Origin of the sequence: Streptomyces sp. NPDC004435 (assembly GCF_042873895.1) — a bacterium.
Classification (GTDB): Bacteria; Actinomycetota; Actinomycetes; order Streptomycetales; family Streptomycetaceae; genus Streptomyces.
In genome coordinates this window covers 1-2399 of record NZ_JBIAMB010000048.1, presented here as the reverse complement: position 1 = coordinate 2399, position 2399 = coordinate 1, and the positions used below count along the sequence as shown (strand labels likewise).

Genomic DNA, 2399 nt, shown 5'->3' with positions numbered 1-2399 from the left:
CTTCAGAACTAACACAGTGGACGCGAGCAACTGAGGACAAGCCCTCGGCCTATTAGTACCGGTCAGCTCCACCCATTACTGGGCTTCCACATCCGGCCTATCAACCCAGTCGTCTACTGGGAGCCTTACCCTCTCAAGGAGGTGGGAATACTCATCTCGAAGCAGGCTTCCCGCTTAGATGCTTTCAGCGGTTATCCCTCCCGAACGTAGCCAACCAGCCATGCCCTTGGCAGGACAACTGGCACACCAGAGGTTCGTCCGTCCCGGTCCTCTCGTACTAGGGACAGCCCTTCTCAATATTCCTACGCGCACAGCGGATAGGGACCGAACTGTCTCACGACGTTCTAAACCCAGCTCGCGTACCGCTTTAATGGGCGAACAGCCCAACCCTTGGGACCGACTCCAGCCCCAGGATGCGACGAGCCGACATCGAGGTGCCAAACCATCCCGTCGATATGGACTCTTGGGGAAGATCAGCCTGTTATCCCCGGGGTACCTTTTATCCGTTGAGCGACGGCGCTTCCACAAGCCACCGCCGGATCACTAGTCCCGACTTTCGTCCCTGCTCGACCCGTCGGTCTCACAGTCAAGCTCCCTTGTGCACTTACACTCAACACCTGATTGCCAACCAGGCTGAGGGAACCTTTGGGCGCCTCCGTTACCCTTTGGGAGGCAACCGCCCCAGTTAAACTACCCATCAGACACTGTCCCTGATCCGGATCACGGACCCAGGTTAGACATCCAGCACGACCAGAGTGGTATTTCAACGACGACTCCACAACCACTGGCGTGGCCGCTTCAAAGTCTCCCACCTATCCTACACAAGCCGAACCGAACACCAATATCAAACTGTAGTAAAGGTCCCGGGGTCTTTCCGTCCTGCTGCGCGAAACGAGCATCTTTACTCGTAGTGCAATTTCACCGGGCCTATGGTTGAGACAGTCGAGAAGTCGTTACGCCATTCGTGCAGGTCGGAACTTACCCGACAAGGAATTTCGCTACCTTAGGATGGTTATAGTTACCACCGCCGTTTACTGGCGCTTAAGTTCTCAGCTTCGCAACCCCGAAAGGTCACTAACCGGTCCCCTTAACGTTCCAGCACCGGGCAGGCGTCAGTCCGTATACATCGCCTTACGGCTTCGCACGGACCTGTGTTTTTAGTAAACAGTCGCTTCTCGCTGGTCTCTGCGGCCACCCCCAGCTCAGAGTGCAAGACTCATCACCAGGCGTGGCCCCCCTTCTCCCGAAGTTACGGGGGCATTTTGCCGAGTTCCTTAACCATAGTTCACCCGAACGCCTCGGTATTCTCTACCTGACCACCTGAGTCGGTTTAGGGTACGGGCCGCCATGAAACTCGCTAGAGGCTTTTCTCGACAGCATAGGATCATCCACTTCACCACAATCGGCTCGGCATCAGGTCTCAGGCTCATGTGTGACGGATTTGCCTATCACACGCCCTACACCCTTACCCCGGGACTACCACCGCCCGGGCTGGACTACCTTCCTGCGTCACCCCATCGCTTACCTACTACCACCTTGGTTCGCCGGCTCCACCACTTTCCATTCCCCGAAGGGTCCGGAACGGCTTCACGGGCTTAGCATTAATGGGCTCGATATTGGGCGTTTCAAAGCGGGTACCGGAATATCAACCGGTTGTCCATCGACTACGCCTGTCGGCCTCGCCTTAGGTCCCGACTTACCCTGGGCAGATCAGCTTGACCCAGGAACCCTTAGTCAATCGGCGCACACGTTTCTCACGTGTGTATCGCTACTCATGCCTGCATTCTCACTCGTGAACCGTCCACAACTCGCTTCCGCGGCTGCTTCACCCGGCACACGACGCTCCCCTACCCATCACAGTCCCCGTTGGGGGTATGTACTGCAATGACACGACTTCGGCGGTACGCTTGAGCCCCGCTACATTGTCGGCGCGGAATCACTTGACCAGTGAGCTATTACGCACTCTTTCAAGGGTGGCTGCTTCTAAGCCAACCTCCTGGTTGTCTCTGCGACTCCACATCCTTTCCCACTTAGCGTACGCTTAGGGGCCTTAGTCGATGCTCTGGGCTGTTTCCCTCTCGACCATGGAGCTTATCCCCCACAGTCTCACTGCCGTGCTCTCACTTACCGGCATTCGGAGTTTGGCTAAGGTCAGTAACCCGGTAGGGCCCATCGCCTATCCAGTGCTCTACCTCCGGCAAGAAACACACGACGCTGCACCTAAATGCATTTCGGGGAGAACCAGCTATCACGGAGTTTGATTGGCCTTTCACCCCTAACCACAGGTCATCCCCCAGGTTTTCAACCCTGGTGGGTTCGGTCCTCCACGAAGTCTTACCTCCGCTTCAACCTGCCCATGGCTAGATCACTCCGCTTCGGGTCTTGAGCGTGCTACTGAA

General features: G+C 56.6%; 1 rRNA gene. It reads right to left on the bottom strand.

The features are described from left to right. Nucleotides 1–32 precede the first annotated feature (32 nt). Nucleotides 33–2399 (bottom strand): 23S ribosomal RNA (locus ACFYT9_RS39550); the annotation flags it as partial.